The sequence below is a fragment of the Butyricimonas paravirosa genome (genome assembly GCF_032878955.1).
In the GTDB taxonomy this organism is placed as follows: Bacteria; Bacteroidota; Bacteroidia; order Bacteroidales; family Marinifilaceae; genus Butyricimonas; species Butyricimonas paravirosa.
This window is the reverse complement of record NZ_CP043839.1, coordinates 2,170,472-2,190,603: the sequence shown is the minus strand read 5'-3', so window position 1 is coordinate 2,190,603 and position 20,132 is coordinate 2,170,472. Positions and strand designations below refer to the sequence as shown.

14 protein-coding genes are annotated in these 20,132 nt (G+C 45.2%); 13 read left to right on the top strand and 1 reads right to left on the bottom strand.

Annotation, left to right across the window (positions count from 1 at the left end):
- The first annotated feature begins 52 nt into the window (after positions 1-52).
- From F1644_RS09145 to F1644_RS09085, 13 genes are all read left to right on the top strand, one after another.
- Positions 53-1,375: a V-type ATP synthase subunit B gene (locus F1644_RS09145; protein WP_118305128.1), complete on the top strand. Its 1,323-nt coding sequence runs from the start codon at positions 53-55 to the stop codon at positions 1,373-1,375.
- Between the two features lie 35 nt (positions 1,376-1,410).
- Positions 1,411-1,791 (top strand): four helix bundle protein, encoded by a 381-nt coding sequence (locus tag F1644_RS09140; RefSeq protein ID WP_118260754.1) that lies wholly within the window; start codon positions 1,411-1,413, stop codon positions 1,789-1,791.
- Between the two features lie 36 nt (positions 1,792-1,827).
- Positions 1,828-2,418, top strand: coding sequence for a V-type ATP synthase subunit D (locus F1644_RS09135; RefSeq protein WP_118305129.1), 591 nt, complete (start codon positions 1,828-1,830; stop codon positions 2,416-2,418).
- Positions 2,419-2,433: 15 nt separating this feature from the next.
- On the top strand, positions 2,434-4,269 hold the full coding sequence (locus F1644_RS09130) for a V-type ATP synthase subunit I (protein WP_158571965.1): 1,836 nt from the start codon (positions 2,434-2,436) through the stop codon (positions 4,267-4,269).
- A gap of 41 nt (positions 4,270-4,310) precedes the next feature.
- Positions 4,311-4,766, top strand: a complete 456-nt coding sequence (locus F1644_RS09125) for an ATPase (RefSeq protein ID WP_027201691.1) — start codon at positions 4,311-4,313, stop codon at positions 4,764-4,766.
- Positions 4,767-4,918: 152 nt separating this feature from the next.
- On the top strand, positions 4,919-5,836 hold the full coding sequence (locus F1644_RS09120; protein ID WP_168044552.1) for a L,D-transpeptidase: 918 nt from the start codon (positions 4,919-4,921) through the stop codon (positions 5,834-5,836).
- A 126-nt stretch (positions 5,837-5,962) separates the two neighbouring features.
- Complete coding sequence (locus F1644_RS09115; RefSeq protein WP_229782481.1) at positions 5,963-6,547, top strand: murein L,D-transpeptidase catalytic domain family protein; 585 nt, start codon at positions 5,963-5,965, stop codon at positions 6,545-6,547.
- 24 nt (positions 6,548-6,571) lie between these two features.
- On the top strand, positions 6,572-7,174 hold the full coding sequence (locus F1644_RS09110; RefSeq protein ID WP_168044554.1) for a rhomboid family intramembrane serine protease: 603 nt from the start codon (positions 6,572-6,574) through the stop codon (positions 7,172-7,174).
- A gap of 90 nt (positions 7,175-7,264) precedes the next feature.
- A complete protein-coding gene (locus F1644_RS09105) occupies positions 7,265-7,846 on the top strand; it encodes a sigma-70 family RNA polymerase sigma factor (protein WP_118305132.1) in 582 nt (193 codons plus the stop codon).
- Between the two features lie 45 nt (positions 7,847-7,891).
- A complete protein-coding gene (locus F1644_RS09100) occupies positions 7,892-9,052 on the top strand; it encodes a FecR domain-containing protein (RefSeq protein WP_118305133.1) in 1,161 nt (386 codons plus the stop codon).
- 106 nt (positions 9,053-9,158) lie between these two features.
- Positions 9,159-12,731, top strand: a complete 3,573-nt coding sequence (locus tag F1644_RS09095) for a SusC/RagA family TonB-linked outer membrane protein (RefSeq protein WP_118305134.1) — start codon at positions 9,159-9,161, stop codon at positions 12,729-12,731.
- 19 nt (positions 12,732-12,750) lie between these two features.
- A complete protein-coding gene (locus F1644_RS09090; protein WP_158571964.1) occupies positions 12,751-14,226 on the top strand; it encodes a RagB/SusD family nutrient uptake outer membrane protein in 1,476 nt (491 codons plus the stop codon).
- A 29-nt stretch (positions 14,227-14,255) separates the two neighbouring features.
- Positions 14,256-15,440: a TlpA disulfide reductase family protein gene (locus F1644_RS09085; RefSeq protein ID WP_158571962.1), complete on the top strand. Its 1,185-nt coding sequence runs from the start codon at positions 14,256-14,258 to the stop codon at positions 15,438-15,440.
- A 310-nt stretch (positions 15,441-15,750) separates the two neighbouring features.
- Here the strand turns inward: F1644_RS09085 and F1644_RS09080 are convergent, their stop codons facing one another.
- On the bottom strand, positions 15,751-19,761 hold the full coding sequence (locus F1644_RS09080; RefSeq protein ID WP_118305137.1) for a DEAD/DEAH box helicase: 4,011 nt from the start codon (positions 19,759-19,761) through the stop codon (positions 15,751-15,753).
- Positions 19,762-20,132: the final 371 nt, after the last annotated feature.

Here is a 20,132-nt window from a genome sequence, read left to right as displayed (position 1 = left end):
AAGAATCACACAATCATGGAATCGAAAATCACAGAATCAAAAAATAAATTATATGACGACTGCTTTTCAAAAAGTTTATACAAAGATCACCCAGATCACGAAAGCAACGTGTACGTTGAATGCCCAGGGCGTCGGGAATGACGAGCTGGCTATTGTCGACGGACGGTTGGCGCAGGTCGTGAAGATTTGGGGAAATGATATAACCCTTCAGGTGTTCTCCGGGACAGAAGGGATTCCGACGAATGCAGAAGTGACATTCCTGGGAAAAGCGCCTACTCTGAGAGTGGGAGACGATTTATGCGGGCGTTTCTTCAATGCCTTCGGTGACCCGATTGACGGGGGACCGGCTGTTGACGGGGAAGAAAGAGAGATCGGGGGACCATCGGTGAACCCGGTGCGTCGTAAACAACCGTCGGAATTGATTGCAACCGGTATCGCGGGGATTGACTTGAACAACACGTTGGTGTCCGGTCAGAAAATCCCGTTCTTTGCCGACCCGGATCAGCCGTATAACCAGGTGATGGCCAACGTGGCGCTGAGAGCAAAGACCGATCGAATCATCTTGGGTGGTATGGGATTGACAAACGATGACTACCTGTATTTCAAAAATTTGTTTGATAATGCCGGGGTATTGGATCGTATCGTTAGTTTCGTGAATACCACGGAGGCTCCGCCTGTTGAGCGTTTGTTGGTACCGGATATGGCATTGACGGCTGCCGAGTATTTCGCAGTGGATAAGAACGAGAAGGTGTTGGTGTTGTTGACGGACATGACGTTGTATGCCGATGCGCTGAGTATCGTGTCTAACCGTATGGATCAGATCCCGTCGAAGGACTCCATGCCGGGTTCATTGTATTCCGATTTGGCGAAGATTTACGAGAAGGCCGTGCAGTTCCCTGCCGGAGGTTCTATCACGATTATAGCCGTGACCACGTTGTCCGGTGGTGATATTACCCATGCTATCCCGGATAACACCGGGTACATCACGGAGGGACAGTTATTCTTGCGTAAAGACACGGAGATCGGTAAGGTTATCGTTGACCCGTTCCGAAGTTTGTCTCGTTTGAAACAGCTCGTGATCGGTAAGAAAACCCGGAAGGATCACCCGCAAGTGATGAATGCCGCCATCCGTCTGTATGCCGATGCTGCTAACGCCCGGACCAAGATGGAGAACGGTTTCGATCTGACGGACTACGACCGCCGTACCCTGGATTTCGCCAAGGACTATTCCAACAACTTGCTTGCTATCGATGTAAACATCAGTACCGACCAGATGTTGGATACCGCTTGGGATCTTTTCCGCAAATACTTTAACAAGGCGGAATTGGGGATTAAGCAGGAAATCGTGGAAGAGTTCGGAGGATTTAGTGATTAGGTGATTGACGATTCAGTGATTAATTAATACAGTTTATGAATCAGATAGAGTTTAAACGTAGAACAAAACAGTTGGGTTTAGCCGTGATCAGGATGACAGAAAAATTTCCGGAGACACGGTTAGCTTGGGTCGTGAAAGATCAGATTTTACGTTCGGCTTTATCGGTTGGTGCTAACTATCGGGCTGTGTGTCGAGCAAAATCGGATAAGGATTTCATCAATAAAATGAGGATCGTTGAAGAGGAAGCGGATGAAACAGCTTATTGGCTTGAAATTATTGAAGAGTCTGATTTACTAAAATCAGATGATTTGAGAGAACTCAAGAGAGAAGTAAATGAATTAGTGGCTATGGTTGTGGCTTCTATCCGGACTAAAAGTATCGGGCTTAACAAAGAGCAGCAATCACAGAATCATTAAATCGCAAATCACAGAATAATTTAATAATTTGGTAAGGTGATAAAGTTTCAATATAATAAGACATCGCTTCAAGGGCTGGATAAGCAGTTGAAGATGCGAGTGAGGGCATTGCCTACCATCAAAAATAAGGAGTCGGCTTTGCGTTCGGAGGTGAAGAAGGCGAAACAGGTGGCGGATGAGTTTAATGTGAAGTTGGAAGAAACGCTGAATTCATTGAACGATATGCTGCAACTTTATGACGAGTATAAGGAAGATATACTTGTCGTGAAGGATGTCAGGATGTCGGTGAAAAAGATTGCCGGGGTAAAGACGCCTGTTCTCGACGGGGTGGATTACGAGGTGAAGGATTTCAGCTTGTTTAATCAACCCGGGTGGCTACTCGATGGTGTGGAATACATCAAAGAGGTAGTAAGTATCGCTTTGGAGAGGGAATTTTTCACCCGGAAAATGGAGCTGTTGGATAAGGCGAGAAAGAAAACGACACAGAAGGTGAATTTGTACGAGAAAGTGCAGATTCCGGGATTCCAAGAGGCGATTCGCAAGATCAAGCGGTTCTTGGAAGACGAGGAAAACCTTTCCAAGTCGTCACAGAAGATCGTGAAAACCCGTAAATTGATGGAGGAATAGCCTATGATAGTACCTATGATGAAATTGTCCCTGTTGATATTTTACAAGGAATATCAAACATTTCTCGGAGAACTCCGGGAAAAGGGAATGGTTCATATTCATGAGAATACGGAACGTACGGCAGAAGATACGGATCTACAGGCGAAATTGATGTTGATCAGGCGGACCGGGGAAATGATCACGCACATGCAGAGTCGGAATGACGTGGAGCAGGTGGAAAAAGTGAAGGTGGACGACGAGCATTTGCTGGATTATCTGGAAGGTTTGTATAGTCGGCAGGATCAGATCGAGCAACAATTGGCAGGTTTGGAGAAGGACCATGCGGCTTATCGTCCTTGGGGAAAGTTTTCCCGGGAGATGATCCAAAAACTGGAGACTGCCGGATGGGAATTTCATTTCTTTTCCGTGCCGGAACAGAAGTATCAGCCGGAATGGGAAGAGATGTATGACGCTGTTATAATCAGCGAGATGATGGGGCAAAAATATTTTGTTACCGTTACTCCTGCCGGGACAAGCGTGAATCTGGAGGCTGACCCTTATCTTTTCCCTCAAGCCACGGCAGAAGAGCTGGCAAGGCAAATTACGGCTTTGCGAGAGGAATCCGTGAATATCGGGAAAGAGTTGGATGCTGTTTCGCAGGATGCGATTGAACGGCTGAAAAAGTATCGTTTGAAGATTACGGAGGTGGCAGACAAGATTAAAGTGGAGGATGCCGCTCAACATCTGATCGACGAGAAAGTCATTGCTTTGGAAGGATGGATTCCGGTGGAGAGAGAGGCTGAAATGAGAAGTTTTTTGGAAACAAAAGATGTGTACTTCGAATTTACCCGGCCTACTCCGGAGGATGATGTTCCCGTGCAGTTGAAAAACAATGCTTATTCCAAGTTGTTTGAACCGGTAACGGAGATGTTTGCCCTGCCGCAATATCGAGAGTTGGATTTGACGCCTTTCTTGGCCCCGTTCTTCATGCTGTTCTTCGGAATGTGTATGGGTGATGGCGGCTACGGGTTGATCATCTGGCTGGCTTGTTTCATTATTGGCCGGAAAGCCTCGCCTTCGGTGAAGGGTTACCTTGTGCTGGGGCAATATTTGGGAATCATGACGGTTATTGTCGGCTTACTGACGGGTTCATTCTTTGGTATCGCTTTGGATTCCGTGGAATGGCCTTGGCTGGCTGGCGTGAAGTCACTCTTCCTGACGGAGGCGAACTACGGGAAGTATCTGGGAGGATATAACCCGATGATGATTATCGCGGTTGCCGTGGGTATTATCCAGATTCTTTACGGAATGTGCTTGAATGCCGCAAGGTTAACGAAGCAGTTCGGATTTAAATACGCGGTATCGACGTTAGGCTGGGTCGTTGCCATTATCCTGTTGGGCGTGTTGATCGGGTTACCGATGCTAAAAGTCGTGATTCCGGAAGGTTTGAAATACGTGCTTTACGCTCTGTTAGGGCTTTCCGCGTTGACGATTTATTTCTACAATTCTCCGGGAAAAGGGATTTTCTCTAATTTCGGGTCCGGATTGTGGGGAACGTACAACATGGCTACAGGATTGCTGGGAGACACGCTTTCATATATCCGGTTGTTCGCGATCGGGTTAACGGGAAGTATCTTGGGAGGAGTGTTTAACACGCTGGCTTTCCAGCTCACGGATGGACTACCGTTTATCGTGAAATTCATTGCTGTGTTCTTGATCCTGCTTGTCGGTCACTCGATTAACTTCGGGTTGTGTATGATCAGTTCGTTTGTACACCCGATGCGTTTGACCTTCGTGGAATTCTACAAGAATGCCGGATTTGAAGGTGGGGGTAAACAATATGCCCCGTTCAGAAAAAAAGTAAATGATTAAAAATAAAGATTATAAAAATAACAATTAAATAGATTAGAATTATGGAACCAATTTTATTAGCTTATCTAGGTGTTGCATTGATGGTGGCATTATCAGGAATCGGTAGTGCGTATGGAGTTACTATTTGCGGTAATGCCGCGGTAGGTGCTTTGAAGAAAAACCCGACCGCATCGGGTCAGTATATTGGTTTGTCCGCGCTGCCTTCCTCTCAGGGATTGTATGGTTTCGTGGGATATTTCCTGTTAAGTAGTTTCTTGACGAACGTGGATATGGGTTGGGGACCTGCTTCAGCTATCTTCGGTGCCGGATTGGGACTTGGTTTAGTGGCTTTCTTCTCTGCTATTCGTCAAGCACAGGTATGTGCTAACGGTATCGTGGCAATCGGTAGTGGTTACAACGTGTTCGGAACCACGATGGTATTGGCCGTGTTCCCGGAGTTGTACGCCATCTTGGGATTGTTGGTATTGATCCTGATTACCGGGTTGATTCCTGCATAAGTTGCATTTGACATTTTAATTATAAAAACGTGATGGCGCCCGGCAAATTCTTGTCGGGCGTTGTTATTTTTGTTCGGGAACCATGAATTTTGAATACCGGATGTAAACCATTTTTCTTTGCCAGCGTATCTTTTTTAAAAAGGTAATGAAAAATGATGATATTAAGACACTATATTACAATTCTCTTTTTGATGGGGTGGGGCTGGAATAGTTTTGCCGTGAAAATCGAGAAAAAATTGCTATATGACAAACATACGTTACAGGATACCTATAAATACGGAAAACTGGAGAGGCGTTTTCAATGGGATAAAATTTCAGTGTTTCTGGATTCGCTGGAGGCTTTTCAGGAAAGGAATGACGGGTACGGGATGTTGCGGAATTACAAGAACGCAAACGGGGTGGCGCCTCTCACGAGAAAGTACGTGACCAATAAATACAAGCAGATTCAAGATACTTTCGGGGTGAATCGTTACCAGGGAATTCCTCTCTACCGCTTGGATGATGTTCGTGTACCGGAGCGCTACGGACGGGACGGGGCTTATGTTTCCGTGATCAGCGATAGTGCCGATTACTTTCAGGTTATCCCGGCAACATTTGGCGGAATATGGCATGTTCCTAAAAAATACATGAAACTGATAGGGCCTCTTTCGATTAAAAAAGTTATATTTGTTGACCGAACGAATCAGAATATTGCAACTTTGGAACAAGAAGGAGCGACTTGGTTGGTGAGAAGTATGAACCCGATAACGACGGGAGCTAACCGACCGCCTTACCAGCAACCGACACCGCCGGGAATTTATTTTATACAGCGGAAATTGTCGGAGATGCTTTTCTTGAAGGATGGGTCAGACGAGGAAGGAGGTTTCGCTCCTTATGCCAGTCGGTTTACCGGGGGAGCCTATTTACACGGGGTTCCGGTCAATTATCCCGATAACAAGTTGATTGAATATAGCTGGACGCTCGGAACGACACCCCGGTCTCATATGTGTGTGAGGAATGCGACATCACATGCCAAGTTCATGTACGATTGGTCGGAGGTGGAAAAGACTTTGGTAATTGTGTTTGATTGATGAAAAAATAACTTTATGCGTGCGTTATCGCTTATCTTGATTATAGGGGGAATTTGTTGGGGATCGCTATCGGGGATAGCGGCAGAGAGGTCGTCTGTACCGAATAGCCGGGCGCTTTATCACGAGATGGCGTTAGAGGGAACGATTGATTATGCGGTGTTCGAGCGGGCTATCGCGGGGTACAACCGGATGGGTGGTCACGACAAGGACATCCTTACGGTGATTGATTTCACGAAACCTTCCACGGAAAAACGCTTGTTCGTGATTGATCTGAAACTGAAAAAGATCCTGTTTATTTCTTACGTGGCTCACGGTCGGAATAGCGGGGAGAAATACGCCACGTCATTTTCCAACCGGGAAGGCTCTTTCAAGAGCTCGTTGGGTTTTTACAAAACGGAAAACACGTATTACGGGAAGAACGGGTATTCTTTGGTGTTGGACGGTTTGGAGCGGGGAATTAATGACAAGGCGAAAGAGCGGGCGATCGTGATGCACGGGGCGACTTATGCAGACCCGTCAACCATCCGGTCATGTGGTCGATTGGGGCGTAGCTTGGGATGTCCGGCATTACCGTTAGCCGTGTGCAAAAAAATTATAGATACGATTAAAGGCGGGACCCTTCTGTATATTCATGGAGATGACAAAACTTACGCGAGTCGGAGTACGTTCATCAAACAAGATGAGATACGGAAGGACCGGGCGGATATTTAATAATATTATTTTTTAGAGTAGATTATGATGACTTATGTTATACTTATTGTCACGGTTATCGTGTCAATTGCTTGTTTTAATAATTATTCCCTGTTCAATAAATTGTCGTGTAACCCCTACCGGATGGTACATTCCAGAGAGTGGTACCGAATTATTTCTCACGGTTTTGTCCATGCCGATTGGACGCACTTGATCGTGAATATGTTTACCTTTCTCTCTTTCGGGTTATACGTGGAGAACCAGTTTGTCGCGTGGGGATTCGGTAGTTCCAGTTTCTTGATCCTGTATTTCGGGGGAATGGTGGCAGCCTCGGTATATGATGTGTGGAAATACCGGAACAATCAATATTATTCTTCCATTGGGGCATCCGGTGCGGTTTCGTCTGTTTTGTTCACGGCGATATTTTTGCATCCTTGGGATAAGATCTACTTCTTCGCGATCGTTCCGATTCCCGGTATTGTGTTTGGTTTCATCTACTTGCTTTATTGCCAGTACATGGCAAAACGAGACGGAGATAACATCAATCATAACGCCCACTTCTATGGAGCGGTGTTCGGCTTGATTTTTCCCGTGTTACTGGAACCGAGATTATTACAGATGTTCATTCAGCAACTTTTGCGGCATTAATTCGTTGTGTACGGAAACAAGAACTTCATATTATCTTTTGTTCCGGAAATTAAATCTCCTATATTTGTATAGTTCAAGTGTGGAAAAGTTATGCGTCCGATAGATCAAGAGATTTGCTCGTTATTAAAAGTGCGGAAGATTGGCGGAATGGAACTTCTGTTTCGTGAATACTACAAGCCGTTGGTGGTTTGGGCCACGACTTTTTTACATGATACCCAGCGGGCTGAAGATATTGTGCAGGACTTTTTCGTGAAACTTTGGGAAAAACCTTATTCCGCATTACTTCCGGAAACGTTGAAATCTTACCTGTTTACCTCTATTCGTAATCTGGCATTAAACCAGTTAGATAAAATTGATCCTCTGCGCCGGGCTTGTGATGTGACTTACTACGATAGTCCTTGGAAGGAGTATGATAACTTTGAGGACGAAGTTTTTCGGCGTGTAGAGGAAGAACTGGAAAAATTGACTCCCCGGGCGCAGGACGTGATCCGTAAGATATATTTGGAAGGGATGAAATATAAGGATGTGGCAGATAAGTTGGGAATATCTGTTGCCACGGTAAATAGTATTCTGGTAAGGGCATTAAAAAAACTCCGTCAACAGGCTGATAATAAGGATGAGTTGGCAATCTATTTATTTTTTCTTGAAAAAAGTTTGATTTCAGAGCAATGATTTTTGTTGTTGAGCTGTATTATAGTTGTAAAATGGATTATAACTATGATAGAGCAAAACGAAATAGATGAAAAATTACTGGCGTATCTTCTTGATGAGTTGGATGATGTCGGGCGGGAGGAAGTTAAGGCATGGCTCGAAGAGAGTGAACGTAACAAGGAATATTTCCGGGAATTTCAACGGGTACATCTGGAATTTCAATGGGGCGTATATGCCCGGGAGGTAAAATCGGATTTCAATGTCTTGCGGAAAAAATTGAGAAGGCGCTCCTCTCTTCAAGTTTGGTATGGCGTGGCCGCAGCTGTGGTGATATTACTGAGTGTGGGTGGAATGCTATTATGGAATTCGGGAGAGATAGAGGAAAAACCGGTACAGGTGGCAAAAAAGGTAACCATTCAACCGGGAAAATCACAAGCCATATTAGTGTTGTCTTCGGGAGAGGAAGTGGCGATGGGTAATGTTTCCCGGCAATTGGAAGAAAAGGATGGAACGTCTGTTGTGGTGAGTGAGACGGGTCGAATCTCCTACCAGTCAGCCGAGGGTAAAGGAGGAATAAGCAAGGATACGGCAAGAGTAATGAACCGTTTGGTTATTCCGAGAGGAGGAGAATTTAATCTAACCTTGTCCGATGGCACCCGTGTGTGGTTGAATGCCGAGACCGAGTTACGTTATCCGGTACAATTCAATGGAAAAGAGCGGGTCGTTTATTTGAAAGGAGAAGCTTATTTTGAAGTTTCCAAGAATAAGGAAAAGCCTTTCTTGGTACAGGTTGATGATATGTCTGTCAAAGTGTACGGAACGGAATTTAACGTAAACACCTACAACAAGATCGAAACCGTTTTGGTGACAGGAAGTGTGGGTATGAATCAAGGAGGAAAAGAGGTGTTGTTGAAACCTAACCAGAAAGGCGTGTTTGATCAAGTGTCGGGTAAAATCACGGTGGAGGATGTGGATGTATTGGCTTATGTGTCGTGGAAAAACGGGGATTTCATTTTCCGGAATGAATCTCTGAACTCGATCATGGATAAATTGAGTCGGTGGTACGGGTTGGAAGTACTTTACCAAGATGCCGGGTTACAGGACGTACGATTGTCCGGAAACTTGAAACGTTACAAGGACGTACGGGAATTGTTTGTTTCTTTTGAAAAAATATCAGATGCACGTTTTAAAGTACAAGGAAATAAAGTAATAGTAAGTAGTAAATAAAAAAAGTGAAGATGTTTCCCCCATCTCCACCTTTTGAAAGATCAATGAATAGGTCCATTGGCAATCGGATACCTATTCAGAATGTATAATCTTTAATAACAAAGTTATGAAATCTAATTGGAAAAGCGCTGTTTTCAGCGTGAAAAAATCAAAGACTTTTAAAATTATGAGACTGTTGATGATTTTTTGTTTCTTTTTCGTTTCCGGGGCCATGGCGAATGGTTACTCGCAGGAGCAAGTTGTTTCCCTCAATTTGCATCAATGCGACGTGAACACGTTGTGTCAGGAAATATGGAAACAGACTGGGTTACGCTTCATTTATAATGAAGAACACGTGAAAAATCTGACAGCTTTTGACGTGAAGGCGGACAAGAAAACGGTGCGGGAAGTGTTGGATCAGGTTTTTGATAACACTTCGTTGCGTTATTTCTTCGAACAGGATGTGATTTATATCCTTGCGAAGAGCGGTCAGGTGAAAAAGCCGGAAACGAAACAGGCTTCCGGAACGGTAAAGGATAAAAAAGGAGAGCCACTTCCGGGTGTAACGGTGTTGATTAAAGGAACTCACAACGGGGTGGTAACCGACATCGACGGAAACTTTATGATTAAGATTCCAAGTGACACGGTCACTTTTGTCTTCTCTTTCGTGGGTATGAAAAAACAAGAGGTGAAATACGCTCCCGGTAAGAAACTGAACATCGTGATGGAAGAAGACGTGGAGCAGATGGAGGAAGTGGTCGTGACTGGATATCAAACCCTATCAAAAGAGAGAAATGCCGGTTCTTTCGGTATTGTTTCCGGTAGCGAGATTAAAGAGCGTGTTGGATTGACCGGTAGTGTGTTGGAAAGTATGGAGGGATTGACTTCCGGTTTGAATATCAACTATGCCGACGGACAGGATAAATACTTGATCCGGGGATTAACTTCCATTTCATCCAACCGGAGCCCGTTGTTCGTGGTTGACGGGGTGGCCATGAGCTCCGAAAATTTCGAGAACATGGTGAATAGCAATGACATTGAAAACATCACGTTTTTGAAAGATGCAACGGCAGCATCTATCTGGGGAGCCCGGGCGGCTAACGGTGTTGTCGTGATCACGACGAAAAAAGGTAAAGATACCGATCGGAAGATTAAAATCAGTTATGACGGCTCCTTTACTTATAAAGGAATGCCTGATTTTGGTTATATGCAGTATATGTCAAGCGGCACGTTAATCAAAAGTGCGACAGAAATATTTGATCCGGAATTTTATACTTGGAATGCGGTAACGACAACCAACAACGGTATTAGCGGATTCCTCCCGATCGTGTATCCTCACGAACTCCCGATGTACAAGGCTGTCAATAAGGAGTATACCGAAGCCGAAAGGGATGAGGAACTTGCGAGACTGGCCTCTCTGAATAATCGTTCGCAAATTGAAGATTTGTTCATGCAACCGGCTTTTTTCACTAATCATAGCCTTTCCTTCATGGGGGGAAGCGGGGTACATCGTTATTACGGATCCTTGGGTTTCGGTAATGATCAGACCAACGATAAAGTGCGGACAAATAAATACATGCTAAATCTGAAGCAGGATTTTAATTTCACCGATTGGTTGAAAATTGATTTGACGGTCAATTTGGCCATGACGGACAAAAAAAACAAATCGATGTATTCGGTGGATAATAGCATATTACCTTATATGATGTTCAAGGACGAGAATGGAAATGCACTTTCTCATTCTGTGTTGAATTTTTACGAGCCAGATCGCTTGAATTACGAGAATTTAAGTGGAGTTAGTCTGGATTATATTCCTTTGGAAGATAATCGGGATGGATTCAATAAATCGACACTTCTGAATGCCCGGGTGAATGCCGGAATTGAAATTAAACTATGGAAGGGCTTGAGTTATAGCGGTCGTTTCCAATACCAACGCAGCGAAGGTAAAGCCGAACAATTTAATGATCAAGAATCCTTCTCCGTGCGTCGGGAATTAGTGGAATTTGCTCAAGCTGCCACGACAGAGAACGGGGTACCCACGTTCTATTTGCCGGAAACCGGAGGTCATTACACGAATACCTCGACGTATAACACGGACTGGACTGTACGTAACCAGTTAATGTATGATCGGAACTTTGAAGAGAGCGCCTCTCACGTGACCGGTCTTGCCGGAATGGAGGTTCGAGGAACCTTGACCAATAGTCATGGCACCTTCTCTAGGGGATATGACCCGCAGACAATGACGTATAATTCTTATGACGAGGGCGAATTAATAAAGAACGGGATCAAGAATCCGATTTTAAAACAAGGAACGTCTGCCGTGAACAAATTGACAAAGAAACATTTCACGGACAGCGAGACGGAATATCGTTTTGTTTCTTTCTACGCTAACGGGGCGTATACCTATAATTCCAAGTACACGCTGAATGCCAGTATCCGTGTGGACCAGTCAAATCTATTCGGGAGTGATCCGAGTGTTCAATACAAACCGGTATGGTCCGTTGGTGGTGCATGGACCCTGGGACAAGAAAACTTCATGCAGCGCATCGGTTGGTTGGATCGCTTGGTTCTTCGCTTTAGCTACGGTTTGGGTGGAAACTCTCCGGATCCGGGTTTGGGCGGACCGTATGATGTATTGATTGTGACGCAGGATGCTACTTATCCGGGTAAAGGGTATAACGTCGTGACTCCTGCCAATGATAAATTGACTTGGGAAAAGACCCGGACCGTCAATGCTGGGGTGGATTTCTCGGTGTTACAAGGACGTTTGAACGGAAGCTTGGATGCTTATTTCAAAAAAACGACCGATTTGTTGGGTAACGTGCCATTGAATCCTGTTACGGGTTGGGTGAACGCCTTAGCAAACTTGGGAACGATGACGAATAAGGGATTTGAATTCTCGTTGAATAGTCAGAATATGAGTGGCGTGTTTAACTGGTCAACGAATTTTACATTGACTTACAATAAAAACAAGATTGAAGAGTTATCTGTTGCAAATGCCTTATCTCCTTCCAGTATTATCTATGAAAACTATGTAGAGGGATATGCCGCCGGTAGTTTATTTGCTTATCGCTGGGCAGGTTTGGATAATATGGGAGACCCGCAAGTGTACGATGAGAACGGGGAGAAGGTGAAACTGACACAGGACCTTACCGATTTGAAATGTATGCGCTACATGGGAACCATGCAGGCTCCCTGGTATGGAGGTTTGACAAACACGTTTAGCTACAAGGGGATAGAATTGTCATGTATGTTTGTCTATAACTTGGGACATAAAATGCGGAATGATGTCAATCAATTTTATGCGGGGCGTATCACCTCGAACTTGCACAAGGATTTCGACAAACGGTGGCGTCAACCCGGGGATGAAAATATTACGGATATTCCTTCTTACGAGGCGAACACGAAGACTTCAACTACTCGTCGGGATATAAGTCTCTATCGTTTCTCGGATCAACAGGTGCTGGATGCGTCGTACATAAAATTGCGTAATCTATCCTTGGCCTATGCTTTACCTAGTGGAATCTGTGATCGTCTGTCGGCAGAAAATATCAAGATACGTTTTCAAGTATCCAATTTATTCTACTGGGCGGCCAACCATCAAGGTATAGACCCGGAGGCAATGAATCTACGAAATGGCGTGCGGGCAACCCAGTTCGGACCCTCTTGGTCGATTGGATTAACAGTTAATTTTAAGTAATAATATAATGCGAAAAGATATGAAAACGAGATACAATATATTTTTTCTGATATGGGGGCTTTTGCTTTGCGGGTGTGATGATTTCCTCGATGTGAAGCCTAAAGGGAAGGATATTCCGGAAAAGATTGCTCATTATGACGGGTTGTTCAACAACACGATCCTGTCAAACCTGATCTTTTCAAAAGTAAATGAAAACGGTTCTATTACCGCACAGCAGTCCGAGATATATTTTATTTACATGACGGACGAATTGATCACGGATGAGGCTTCATACACTAATATGGGACGTTCGGCCCGGGCGGCATACACGTATGATCCGGATATATTCTTGGAAGAAGATTACAGTGCCGAGTGGAGTGCGGCCTATCAGCAGATTTATTTATACAATGTTATCGCCAACGGTGTGATGGATGCCGAGGACGGAACAACCCAAAAGAAAAAGGAGCTTTTGGCCGAGGCCAGGGTGGGACGTGCATTCATGCATTTTTATCTGACCCAATTCTTCTGTAAACCTTATCAAGAAGCGACGGCTGCAACTGATCCCGGTGTGCCTGTCGTGACAAAGGCTAATTCAGGGGAGACCTCTTTCTCCCGGGGAACGGTAAAAGACGTGTATGATTTTGTTACCAAAGAACTGGAAGAAGCTTGTCCTGATTTACCGTTACAGACTCAACATCGTCAGCGGGTGTATCGTGCCGCCGGTTATTTCATGTTAGGTAAAGTGTATATGGCAATGGGTGAATACGGTAAAGCTTTGAAGGCTTTGGAAATTGCCTACGAGGGAACTCAAAATTCATCCATTATCTTGGAATTGTTTGATTATAACCAAGAGATTTATAATTGGGGTTACACGGGAGCTTCCAATAAATGGGGAATGTCGTGTACTTATCCGATCAACTTGAGTGAAGATAATAATGAATTGATATACAACAAACAGGTAAGCATCCTGCCGATTACCTTATTCCTGTATCCCCCGCAAGTGTACGTGAAACCGGAATACATGGCTTTGTACTCGAAGAATGACCATCGGGCGAAGTTTTTCAGTGACAAGGATTATACCGGGGTAACTCAATGGCCTTATTCGAAGAGAGTATGTCGCTATATGTTTACCGTTTGTGGCGATCTCCCGGATTTGTACTTGATGCTGGCAGAATGTAAGGCCCGTACGGGGGACGAAACAGGAGCGAGAGCGGATTTACTGACACTGAGAGAAAAGAGGATGCCGGCAGCAGAGGCCGCTATCCCGGCAAGCGTGAATAGTAAAGAAAAATTGATTCGTTTCGTGTTGGAGGAAAGAACACGTGAATTCATGATGAGTGGAATGCGCTGGTTCGACATCCGCCGCTTGTGGAATGATCCGCTTTTCCAAGATGATAAGAAAAATTATACCCATAAAGTGGGTGAACAAACCTACACGTTGACCGAAGATCGGTTGACTTACCGGATCCCGCCTAAGGTGATGAGCTTTAACAGCGGATGGGTGGATAATAATTGATAGTTAGTCGTGACATGAACTGAAATATGATGAAAAGAATAGTATTGATCGGATTCATTTGCTTGTTTTGTGGAATACAGCAAATGATGGGGCAGACGGATAGTTACACGGTGAAAGGGAAATTATCCGGGATGAGTGAAGATATAAAAATTATCGTTTTGGACAGGCAGGGTGGAAATTCCAAGTTTGATACCTTGAAAGTGGAGAACGGTGAGTTCGTGTACTCCGGGAAAGCGGATCAACGACAACAACTGACGTTTATGCGTTTATCCCAAAAAGAGCAGGAAGCAAGTCGGGCAAAATGGAAAGGGAAAAGGGGAATGATTTTGTCCGGGAAGTTTGATTTGACCTTTTTTGTCAGCCCCGGGGCCCAAATTGAGATTCAAGGTGACCAGAAAGATTTTCCTTTCGTGGAGGTGGTAAGCGAGGATGAATTTAACCAAGGGATGATGGAATTACAACGTCTGAATCTGAAAGAGCTGAAAGAGATAAATGTTTTACACGATGCGTTGAATGATGCCGTGTTGGCCGATGATTCGGTGGCCAAGATGGATGTTTTCGAGCAACAAAATGCTTGGCGGGCACGAATTTCTCAACGTACAACGGAGTGGATTACTTCTCACCCGAATCGGGAATACGCTATGTGGTTATACTTGAATTCCGGTTTGACCAGTAAGACTGCGGGGGAATTGAAACAACAATATGATCGGTTTTCAAACGAGGTGCAACAATCTGAAGCCGGAAAGAAACTCGCGGAATTGATTCGGGTTAGAACGGCTTTGGCTCCCGGAGCTCCGGCTCCTGATTTCACGTTGAAGAATATTTACACGGGCGAAGATATTCATTTGGCAGATTACAGGGGAAAATACGTGTTATTGGATTTCTGGGCCTCTTGGTGTGTACCTTGTCGGAAAAGTCATCCCCATCTGATTCAAATTAATCAAAAATACAAGGGTGAAAATTTTGTTCTTCTGGGAATTGCTTCGGATCGTAAGGATGAGGTCATTAAAAAAGCTGCCCAAGAAGATAAAATAGACTGGCCACAAATGAATATTTACGAAAAACGGGACCAGCAAAAACAACTCAACGAGATGTATGATATTTCAGCAATTCCGACTAAAATTTTGATTGATCCGGAGGGAAAGATCGTGGTGAAATATGTTGGAGACTCGGCCGGGCTTGATCAAGAATTAGAAAAGATATTCAAAAAATAGTAGAGGGATAAAGTAGGGAATAAGGAGTGTCCCCCAAAGTCATTTTTCAAACTTCCTCCCCCCTTCGGGGTATTGAGCCTGCAAGCAGTCTCGAATCGGCTCTCGCTCGACAGACAACGAGTAAACTCTCTGTCTGTTCTCGCTTACTCGCCGATTTCCCTCTATAAACAGAGGGAGAGCTGAAATACTCCCTGTTTTCGGGAAGAGTCACCAGCTCCTCCTCTGTTTATAGAGGAGGTGGCACGAAGTGACGGAGGAGTTTTTTTCAATAAAATGACTTTGGGGGACAGCTCTATTTTATGGTCATGACCTACTCCTGCCTCAACAGCTCCAGAATCTCTTCCCGTGTCAGCTTGTGTGAAAGATCCGTACCTTCGAGTAAGGAATCGGCGAGATCTTTTTTCGTGTGATGCAGACGGATGATTTTCTCTTCGATGGTACCCTTGGCAATCAGGCGGTAGATCGTTACCGGGCGGGTTTGGCCGATTCGGTAAGTCCGGTCTGAGGCTTGATCTTCGACGGCGGGGTTCCACCACGGGTCCATGTGGATCACGAAGTCGGCTGCCGTGAGATTCAGTCCCAATCCTCCCGCTTTGAGGCTGATGAGAAACAGTAGGGATGTTCCCTCTTGGAATTGAGCCACGAGTTGCTCCCGCTGACGGATAGGCGTACTACCATCCAAGTATAAATAGGAAATACCCGTTTGGTCAAGCGCTTGGCGGATAAGTGCCAAGTGGGAGGTGAACTGGCTGAACACGAGTGCCCGGTGATTGTTTGCCTTGAGTTCGTTGACGATGTTTAAAAAGGTTTCCACCTTGGAGGCCTGCGTGGTGAAGGCTTTGTTGACTAAGTTTATGTTACAGGCGGCTAACCGTAGGCGAGTGATTTCCGCAATAATCTTTAGTTGGTCCCCGTTTGTAGCGTCTGCCAGTGTCATTTCCGCCTCTCGGCGTAACAACTCGTACTGGGCCATTTCCGCTTCGCTGAGTTCCACGTCCCGGATGATCTCCGTTTTCGGGGGTAATTCGTCTAGAACGGCATTCTTCGTACGTCGTAATAGGAAGGGGGACAACAAACGTTTCAGTTGATTCTGGCAGGATTTATCTTTTAGTTGAGTGATGGGCTGCACGTAGCGTTCCGTGAAATGTTCGAGACTGCCGAGTAGTCCCGGGTTGATAAATTGAAATAGGTTCCATAGCTCCCCGAGATGGTTCTGAATGGGCGTTCCGGTAAGAATCAAACGGAAATCAGCTTGTAGCTTCATGGCCGCCTTTGACATTTTGGTTGTTCGGTTCTTGATCGCGTGGGCTTCATCCAAGACGATCATTTGCCACGGTCTCCCTGTCAACCCCTTTTCTTCCGAGACAAGCATTCCGTATGTAGCCAGCAACACGTCGCCCGGTTGCATGGCGGTAATGGTTTGTTGTCTTTCGGTGGCCGAGTTTAGTCGGTAGACATTCAACGTGGGGGCAAATCGTCGTAATTCATGTTCCCAGTTGGGTAACACGGAGGCGGGGCAGATGACGAGTGAAGGGCCTTTACGGGCAACGTGTAGCAACATGGTGATGGCTTGAACCGTTTTCCCCAGTCCCATATCGTCCGCGAGGCATCCTCCGGCTCCCCAGGCTTCGAGGCGGGCCATCCATTCGAACCCGTCTTTCTGGTATTCCCGCAGGTCGGCCTTCAGCGTAACGGGAATTTCTGGTTTTAAGCGGGAGGCCTTCTCGATCTTTTTCTGTAAATCCTTGAACCGTTTATCCGTGGTTAATTGAATTCCTTCTTCTTCCCAGTTGTCAAAAACAGGAGAGGCGAATTGTTGTATCCGGAAACGGTTGTTTTCCTCGACAGACATGGATTCCAGTTCTTCCAAACGTCTCTTCAGGGTTTGCGTGAGCGAGAGATACTCCTTGTCCCCGATGGGAATGAAACGTCCCTTGCTATGGCGACAGGCTTGCAGCAACTCGCTGATCGTCATGATTGTCTCTTCCCCGACACGCAGTTCTCCCTCAAGATCAAACCATTGGTTGCGTCCGGTGAGCGAGAGATGTAAATTATCCCCCGTGATGTAATGCTTTATCCGGTAGCGAACGCCTTCCGGCCATTCGATGGAAGCTATCTCGTCGCGGTGTTTTAGCGTTTCCAGTAGGTTCAGACAACTTTCCGGTGAGTGGAGCACGTAAGCGTCCCCGTCGTAGTCATCCGATAATCTTTCCACGTCCGCTAAAACGGCATCCTTGAATCTCTTTTCTTCATCAAGGTCCCGGGTGGCGAGGCTTTTTTCCTCGTTCACGATCCCCGTGACACTTTTAGCCCCTTTCCCCGGCTTACAATATGGAGGAACTTCCCCGAAAGGTTTACAGAAAAGTTCAGCCCGCAGGGAATCGCCAATCGGGAGGAGTTGCACGACGATACGACTGTCTCCCTTGATTGTCGGGAGTTGTTCTTGATCACCGATCAGATCGGAATGTACGACAATATTTCCGTTCAGATGCTTGATTAATTCCAAAAGACGTTCTTTAGCCTCTGGCGGGAAAGTTTTCACGCGTTGGAGCGTGCTGATGATCGTGTATTGTTCCGTTGTCATGTGAATTACTTTCGCCCGTGTCTGGGTTTCCCACGTGATCAGTATGGTCGAGTCGGGGGCTCCCGCGTTGCTCGTGATCGTGAACCCGTCGGCTTGCTGGCGAATGACGAGTTCCGGCTTTTCTTCCACGATCTCCACGGGGATACGAGGGTTGGAAGCGAGGAACACCAGCGGGTAACCCGTGAGGCAGGCGATGGCTTCCATGTCATTTAAATAGTAGTTGGGGCCATTGTAAGAGTAGCTTTGTTTCACGAGTCGGGCGATTTTTTCATCCACTTCGCTCATGTCTTGGAGACTCCTATCACTATATCGTTTTAAAGCGATATTCCTTCCCGCGCTCCATGTGATTCCATCTTTGGATTGTTGTAACGTCGGTTGTACGTGGTGATATTTGGGATCGATAAGATAGACGATTCGCGAAGTGCTTTTCGTGCCGACCGTTTTTTCCCTTTTCGAGGGAAGCAATAACTCCAGCGTTTTTTCCCATTCCGGAATGACTTTGATCCTGCTGATTAAAGGGGTGATGCCCAACTTTTTTTCTAATTCTACCCGAGTTCCCTGCAATTCGGGATAGGGTGCGGAAGTTTCCAGTAAGAGCAGATCCCACCCGTTCTTCTGCAATTCTGGGACAAATAAATGTTTGTTTGTGCCAAAGGACGAGAGTGCTAGATCGTGATGCTGGAGAATCGTATGTACTAACAACCGGACGAGAGATGTTGAGAACATGATGTCTCGTAACCGAATCGTGTCGTGCAGTTCCTCTGCCGGAGTGTTTTTATGTATCATGAATAATAATGCGGCCGGGAAAGCTTCTTCCTCCTGCATGGATTTTTTCTTACTCAACACGGCTATGCGTTTGTTGCTTTGCTCCGATTTATCCAGCATGAGTGCTATGGCGTACCCGTAGTTGTAGAAAGGCCACTGTGGTATATCCGTCTTCGCGAGTTTCATGCCGGCCTCGAAGTGTTTGATCGCTAGCGGGTAGTCTTCTTTATACAGATGGTACATCCCTTGTAAATAATATCCCTCGGCATTTACCGCGTTTTCTCCCGGGATACGACTTAAGTCACCGGGTAACAGGGCGTTGATTCTGGCAAACGTTTTTTCCAGTTTTTCTAGATATGGCGGGTTATGCCCGATGAATGAAATCGTGCGTTGATACGTGTGTTCGAAATTTGGAGGAAACTCTAACGTTTCATCCATCATGTCGACTTCTGCTTCGAAGGTTTCCAGGAACTTTGTTATCGGGAAAAAATGTTCAATTCCGCTAAATTCCGGCATGTCCAATGCCGCATCCAGCAAGAATTTGGCGTGAATATTTTGGTTTGCGACGGAAAGATAGCTGAAGGGCGTTTGGGTATAATAGTATTTTAATAACGTGTCTCGGACCCGCTTACCAAGGTAATTCGCCCCGTTCCAAAAATTGGTATCGCAAATTTCCTTTTTAAAATCTCGCTTCTGTTTGTCTAGCTGAAGCAAGAGGTGAAGGGAAAGGTGAGGTTCCAGCACGTAGTAGGAGTCTAGTATATTTTTGCTAGGCCAGATAATCTCGGGATAATCTTTTAACGAGAGGATGATTGCTCGGCGTTTTGATTTGGATTTTTCGAAAGGTAATTCAAGCCGTTCCAGTGTACTTTTGGAAATAGGACAACAGGAATAGGCTAGTAATTCCACGATATATTTGATCTCGGGTGGTAAAGCTTGGTATTTTTGTTCAAGGATTTCGCGTGATTCCATGATTATAAGAGGTTTATTATGTACAAAATTAACTATTAATAGGCTCTTATGCAATGGTTCCGTGGAAAAATGCGAAGAGATCGAAAACAGGTACTGACGAGTACAATAGTTATTTCGTGATAAATAGGTGATGACTACTGGATGAAATACGTAAGATATATTCTTCTTAGATTATAAAAATACTTTATGAACCTTATTATATATAAGGTTCATATAAGGTTTCTATAAGGTATCTATAAGGTTCATGACGGTATTCATCAGGTAGTGATCAACTTGTAATAAAGGATTTAGGTATTAATTGGGATTAAAAAGGGGATGTCCTAGAAGTCTATTTTTTGATATATTGGGGGCGCAGTTTAGAAAAGCGGTGA